We start from the raw sequence: 259 nt of genomic DNA on the forward strand, positions 1-259 counted from the left end.
GGGAGATCGGGTTGATCAGCCGTAGCGGGATGGGCTTGAGCCCGGCGGCGCAGCGCTGCTTTGAACTGCTCAACAAAGCACTGCCTGACACGCCGCCGCGCTGAATGTGGGAGCAGGCTTGCCTGCGATGCAGACACCTCGGTTTAGCCGGGGCACCAGGGTGACGCTATCGCAGGCAAGCCAGCTCCCACATTGGACCGAGGGAGTCAGTCGAGCATCGCCACGTACTTGGGATGACTGGCCACGCGCTGCAACCACG

1 pseudogene is annotated in these 259 nt (G+C 64.1%); it reads left to right on the forward strand.

What is annotated here, in order from left to right:
- Positions 1–104: pseudogene (locus SB756_RS31840) on the forward strand (LysR family transcriptional regulator); the annotation flags it as partial.
- Positions 105–259 lie beyond the last annotated feature (155 nt).

It is taken from the genome of Pseudomonas sp. SIMBA_068 (genome assembly GCF_046534705.1).
Lineage (GTDB): Bacteria > Pseudomonadota > Gammaproteobacteria > Pseudomonadales > Pseudomonadaceae > Aquipseudomonas > Aquipseudomonas putida.